This is a genomic window from Nonomuraea sp. NPDC049646, assembly GCF_044465525.1.
GTDB lineage: Bacteria > Actinomycetota > Actinomycetes > Streptosporangiales > Streptosporangiaceae > Nonomuraea.
This window is the reverse complement of sequence record NZ_JBITLU010000022.1, coordinates 174,291-180,789: the sequence shown is the minus strand read 5'-3', so window position 1 is coordinate 180,789 and position 6,499 is coordinate 174,291. Positions and strand designations below refer to the sequence as shown.

General features: G+C 72.5%; 3 protein-coding genes. 1 reads left to right on the top strand and 2 read right to left on the bottom strand.

From position 1 onward, the window contains the following. Positions 1-1,908: M28 family peptidase (locus tag ACIBQ8_RS44585; RefSeq protein WP_397195166.1), on the top strand; the 1,908-nt coding region annotated here is incomplete at its 5' end. Here the strand turns inward: ACIBQ8_RS44585 and ACIBQ8_RS44580 are convergent. Continuing rightward, a complete protein-coding gene (locus tag ACIBQ8_RS44580; protein WP_397195165.1) occupies positions 1,905-4,808 on the bottom strand; it encodes an ATP-binding protein in 2,904 nt (967 codons plus the stop codon). The genes ACIBQ8_RS44585 and ACIBQ8_RS44580 overlap by 4 nt on opposite strands. A 116-nt stretch (positions 4,809-4,924) precedes the next feature. Beyond that, positions 4,925-6,454, bottom strand: a complete 1,530-nt coding sequence (locus tag ACIBQ8_RS44575) for an MDR family MFS transporter (protein WP_397195169.1) — start codon at positions 6,452-6,454, stop codon at positions 4,925-4,927. Positions 6,455-6,499: the final 45 nt, after the last annotated feature.

Here is a 6,499-nt window from a genome sequence, read left to right as displayed (position 1 = left end):
GCCGAGTGCAACAGCACCAAGGCCGCCTGGAGCGCCGTCAGCGTCGCCGCCGCCTCCGGCGAGCCCGCCTGCGGCACCGCCGGCCCGGACTTCTCGCTGTCGCTCAACCCGTCCTCCGGCAGCGCCCAGCCCGGCGCCACCGTCACCACCACGGTCAACACCCAGACGACCTCGGGCAGCGCCCAGACCGTCAACCTGACCGCCTCCGGCCTGCCCAGCGGCACCACCGCCAGCTTCAACCCGGCCTCGGTGACCTCCGGCAACTCCTCCACGCTGACCCTGTCCGTCGGCGCCTCCACGGCCCAGGGCACCTACCAGGTGACCGTGACCGGCACCGGCTCGACCACGCACACCGCGACGTACACCCTGACGGTCGGCGGCGGCGGCCCCGGCGGCCAGGACCCGCCTGACGTCAGCGTCGCCAACGTCAAGACGCACCTGGCGCAGTTCCAGAGCATCGCCACCGCGAACGGCGGCAACCGCAGGTCCACCGGCCAGGGCTACCTGCAGTCGGTCTCCTACGTCGAGCAGAAGCTCCAGGCGGCCGGGTACACCGTGACCCGCCAGGCCTGCAGCGTCTCCTACTGCACCAGCGGCGCCGGCCCCAACCTGATCGCCGACTGGCCCGGCGGCGACGCCAACCAGGTCATCATGTCCGGCGCCCACCTGGACAGCGTGTCCGCGGGACCGGGCATCAACGACAACGGCTCCGGCTCGGCCACCCTCCTGGAGGTCGCGCTGACCCTGGCCCAGAAGAACCCCACGCTCACCAAGCACGTGCGGTTCGGCTGGTGGACCGACGAGGAGCAGGGCCTGAACGGCTCCGAGGCCTACGTCGCCTCGCTCAGCTCGACCGACCGGTCCAAGATCAAGGTCTACTACAACTACGACATGGTCGGCTCGCCCAACGGCGGCTACTTCATCAACAACATCACCACCACCGGCGCGTCGTACCTGAAGGAGTTCTACGACAAGCTGAACCTCCAGCCTGAGGAGAACACCGAGGGCGCCAACCGGTCCGACGACGCCTCCTTCCGCAACGCCGGCATCGCCAGCTCGGGCGTGGCGGCGGGCGCGAGCGCCACCAAGACCTCGGCGCAGGCCACCAAGTGGGGCGGCACGGCCAACCGGGCCTACGACTCCTGCTACCACTCCTCCTGCGACACCACCTCCAACATCAACGACACCGTCCTCGACCGGGCGGCGGACGCCGCGGCGTACGCGGTCTGGAAGCAGGCGGTCGGCGGCACCACCCAGCCGCGTGACTTCTCGCTCACCGCCAACCCCGGCTCGGGCACGGTGCAGGCCGGCGCCACCGCCACCACGACGATCGGCTCGACCACCACGAACGGGACCGCCCAGACGGTGAACCTGTCCGCGAGCGGCCTGCCGACCGGCGCCACGGCCTCGTTCAACCCGGCCAGCATCACGTCGGGCGGCTCGTCCAGCCTGTCGATCGCGACCTCGCCCACCACCCCGGCGGGCAGCTACACGATCACCGTGACCGGCACCGGCGAGACGACGACGCACACCACGTCGTACGCGCTGACCGTCCAGGGCACCTCGGGCGGCCGGACGTTCACCAACGACACCGACTACCAGATCAGGGACTACTCCAACACCCAGAGCTCGATCACGTCCACCGCGACGGGCACCGCGGCCTCCCCGGTCAAGGTGTCCATCACGATCAGCCACACCTGCGCCGAGGACCTCGACATCTGGCTCCGCGGCCCGAGCGGCACCTGGTACGTGGTCGACGCCTACGGCGGCACCACCTGCACGCAGTACGGCACCAGGACCTTCTCGATCCCGGTCAGCCAGCAGGCCGCCGGCACCTGGACGCTCGACATCGAGGACGTCTACGCCGGTGACACCGGCTTCCTGGACTCCTGGAGCATCACGGTCTAACCATCGGAATCAGGGTTGACGAGCCCCGGCCGGTCATCCGGCCGGGGCTCCTTCACGTCGTTGCGGGTGCGCACGCCGAGCTTCTGCAGCACCCGCGCGACGTGCGTGTCCACCGTCCGCCGGGACAGGAACAGCACCTCGGCGATCTCCCTGTTCGTCCGGCCCAGCGCGACCAGCCTGGCCACCTCGGCCTCCCGCGGCGACAACACCCCGCTGCGGCCCTTCCTGCCCCGGCGCGGCGCGCTGCCCGGCCCGATCTCGCGCATCAGGTGGCGGCAGCGGGCGGCGTCGTGGGTCGCGCCCAGGCCGGCGTACCGCTCGCAGGCGTCGGCGATCAGGTCGGCGGCCCGTGCCCGGTCGCCCGTCGCCAGCCGGGCCGCCGCCTCGGACTCGGCCGTCCTGGCCACGCTGTAGGGCCTCGGCATCGCCTCGTACGCGGCCCGCGCCCTGGCGAAGCACCTGGCCGCCTCCTCGTACGCGCCCCGGTCCAGGGCCAGCGCGCCGGCCGCCGCGTCGAGGCCGGCGTGCGCGGAGGGCGCGTCGCGGCCCTCGATGCCCGCCGCGAACTCGGCCACCAGCTCCTCGGCCTCCTCCGCCCGTCCGGCCCTCAGCAGCGCTGTCACGGCCGGGAGCACGAGCTGGTCGCCCCACACCCACATGCCCTTGCGGCGCAGCCTGGCCACCGCCCGCTCGGCCTCGGCCAGCGCCTCGTGCGGGCAGTCGCGGGTCAGGTGCAGCTCGATCAGGCCGCCCGAGGCCACGGCGGCGACCGGCAGGAACCCCGACTCCACGTCGTTGACCCCCGCCGCCACCAGGTGCTCGGCGGCCTCCTCCCACTCGCCCCTGGCCAGGGCCAGCATGCCCAGCGCGAGCCGGGCGTCCACGGCCAGCAGCGGCGCCTCGGCCGTCATCTCGACCGCCGCGACGGCCCGTTCCCGCAGGCCCTCCCAGCGGCCGGTGAGCAGGGCGAGCCGGATCGAGGACATCTCCACCAGGAACACCGGGTACTGCGCGCCCGTCTCCTCGGCGATGCGCCTGCTCTGGTCGGCGAAGCGCTCGGCCGCCGCGTAGTGGCCGAGCGCGATGGCCGAGTCGAACAGGTTGGCGTAGCCGCGCGCCACCTGCCTGCGCACGGCCGCCGACGGGTCGTTGGCGGGCAGCGTCGCGGCCAGGTCGAAGGCGTCCGGCGAGCCCAGCATCATGGCCAGGCTGATCTTGTTGGCGTGCACGGCGGCGGTCAGCTCGGGATCCTGGTCCTCGACCGTGGCCAGCAGCTTCTCCGCCCGGTTCATCCACTCCTCGTGGACGGCCAGCGGCTCGTCGCCCCAGGCCGGCATCGCCAGCAGCGCCAGCCCGCGCGCGGCCAGGCTCGGCCGGTCGTGCAGGTCGGGCAGGGCGAGCAGGATCTCCTGACGGCCGGCGGCGACCACGCCCGCCTGGTTGGACAGCAGCACGCCCAGGTTGAGCCTGGCCTCGCCGCGTACGTGCCGGGACAGGAAGTCCTCGGCCAGCAGGTGGCGCAGCGAGCGCACCACCCGCCGGTAGGACAGCCCGATCGCGGCCACCCGGCTGAGCCGCAGCGCGAGCGGGCCGCGCGCGTCGTGCGGCAGCTTCGGGTCGGCCAGCATGCCGGCCAGCACCTCGACGGCGAGCGGGATGTCGCCGATGGCGGCGGCGTGATCGGCCGCCGCCGGGCCGTGCCGCTGCCAGGACTCGAAGTCGCCCGCGCGCCTGGCGTGGTAGGCGAGCTGGACGAGCGGCGGCGGTTCGAGGGCGGACAGCGCGGTCACCGCCCGCTGGTGGGTGAGCCGCCGGTCGGGGCCGGGGATCGCGTCGTAGACGGCCTGCTGGGCGAGGGCGTGGCGGAAGCCGTACTGGCCGTCGTGCTGTTCGAGCAGCACGCCGGCCTTCAGCGCCTGGCTGAGCCCGTCGCCGAGGGGGTGGCCGGAGACGGCGGCGATGAGCTGCTCGTCGGCGGGCAGCCCGAGCACGGCGGCGGCGTGCACGGCGTGCAGCGCGGCCGGCGAGAGCCCGGTGAGCTGCTCGGCCATCGCCTCGCGCAGCAGCAGCGGCACCGCCATGCGCTCCAGGACCTCCGGCTCCTCCTCGCCGCCGAGTAACTGGCCCTCGTCGTCGAGCAACGAGCGCACCACCTCCTCGATCACGAACGGCACCCCCGCCGTGCGGTCGCGCAGTTTCGTGACGAAGTCGGCGGTCAGCGTCGAACGGCCGAGCAGCGCCCCGGTCAGGCGGCGCACCCCCTCGACGTCCAGCGGCGTCAGCGAGATCACCTCGCTGCGCACCCCCGGCGGACGCCGGTACGCGCGCCCGAACGGCAGCCCCGGCACCGGCAGCCCCTCCCGGCGGAACGTCACCACCAGCGCGAGCCCCGCCGGCGGCTGGTCGGTGAGGAAGCGCAGCAGGTCACGGGTGCCGTCGTCGGCCCAGTGGAGGTCCTCGATCACCAGCACCGCCGGGCCCGCGGCGGCCAGCAGCGCGTGCACCCCGCGGAACAGGCGGTGGCGCTCGGCGCGCGGGTCGTCCAGCGGGGGCGGCGACGGCGCCGGCGGCAGGTGCCCGGCCAGCTCCGGCAGGTAGCCGCGCAGGGCCCCGGTGACCGGGTTGAGCGTGCCCGTCTCCGGCAGCGCGCACCCGACGTGCCGCAGCGCGTCGAACACCGGGCCGTACGGGAACGGCTCGCGGATCTGGTGGCAATGACCGATCAGGACGGTGCGTTCGCCGTCGGGCAACAGGTCGAGCGCGGCCCTGACCAGCCGGGTCTTCCCGATGCCCGCCTCGCCCTGCACGAGGATGACGGCCGGAGGGCCGGTGATGGCGTCGACGAGTGAGCGTAACTGGGCGTCACGCCCGATCAACCCAGGAGAAGCCAGGCTTGTCATCGGGGTCTCCGTAACAGTGCAGGTTTACTCCCCCTGTCGGAATACTGTTATCCATCACGGGTCAGCGCGGGTCAACCCTCTGTTTTCCGGTCAAATGCCGTGCCCTGGGCGGCGCCTCAGGAGGCGACGGGGGTCCTGCCGTCTCCCGCCGGGGCGGGTTCGGCCAGGTCCACGCTGTCGCGGAGCTTGGTCGGCTTGAGGAACAGGGTGGCGATCACGCCGATCACGGCGATGCCCGCCGAGATCAGGAAGATGTGCCCGGTGGCGTCGCCGTACGCGGCCCTGACGATGCCCTTGAACGGCTCCGGCAGCGCCGCGATGTTGAGCGTGCTCTTGCCGCCCGCGGCCGCCTTGGCCGGGTCGATGCCCACCTTGGCCAGCCCTTTGGCGATGCCGGTCGCGACCTGGTTGGCCAGCACCGCGCCGAGCACCGACACGCCCACCGTGCCGCCCAGCGAGCGGAAGAACGTCACGGCCCCGCTGGCCGCGCCCAGCTCGCGCAGCGGCACGGTGTTCTGGATCGCGAGGACGAGGTTCTGCATCGACATGCCGACGCCCGCGCCGACCAGCACCATCGCGCCGGCGATGAGCACCAGCGAGGTCTGGTGGTCCATCGTGGACAGCACCAGGAACCCGGCGGTCAGCACGATCGCCCCGGTCACGATGTACGGCTTGACGTTCCCGCTCCTCGACACCATGCGCCCGGAGATCGCCGAGGACAGCAGCACGCCGAGCATCATCGGGATCGTCAGCAGCCCCGCCTCGGTCGGGCTGTAGCCGCGGCCGATCTGGAAGTACTGGCCGAGGAAGACCGAGCCGCCGAACATCGCCATGCCCACCGCGAGGCTCGCCAGGATGGCCAGCGCCGGCGTACGGCGGCGGATGACGTGCAGCGGCACGACCGGCTCCTTGACCACGGTCTCCACCCAGGTCGCGACCGCCAGGAGGGCGACGCCGCCGAGCACCATCGCGGCGGTCTGCCAGGACAGCCAGTCGAAGGAGTTGCCGACGAAGGTCACCCAGATGAGCAGCACGCTCACGCCGGCCGCGATCAGCGTGGCGCCGACGTAGTCGACCTTGACGCCCTCGCGGCGCACGTGGGTCACCCGCAGGGTCTTCTGCAGCAGGAGGAAGGCGACCACGGTGAACGGCGCCGCCACGAAGAAGCACCAGCGCCAGCCGAGCCAGGAGGTGTCCGCGATCAGGCCGCCGAGCAGCGGCCCGGCCACGGTCGCGACGGCCATGACGCCGCCGAGGTAGCCGTTGTACTTGCCCCGGTCCTTGGGGCTGATCATCGCCGCGATGATCACCTGGACCAGGACCTGCAACGCGCCCATGCCGAGGCCCTGGAGGGCGCGGAAGGCGATGAGCTGGCCGGTGTCCTGGGCGAAGCCGCAGGCCACCGAGCTGACCATGAAGATCACGATAGAGATCTGCAACAGCAGCTTCTTGCTGAACAGGTCGGCCAGCTTGCCCCAGATCGGGGTGGAGGCCGTGGACGCCAGCAACGAGGCGGTGATCACCCAGGTGTACTGCGACTGCGTGCCGTTCAGCGCGCCGATGATCTGCGGCAGCGCGACCGACACGATCGTGCCGCTGATCATCGCCACGAACAGGACGAGCAGCAGCCCGCTCAGGGCCTCCATGATCTGCCGATGGCTCATCTGACCCGGCGGCGCGGCCGGGACGGT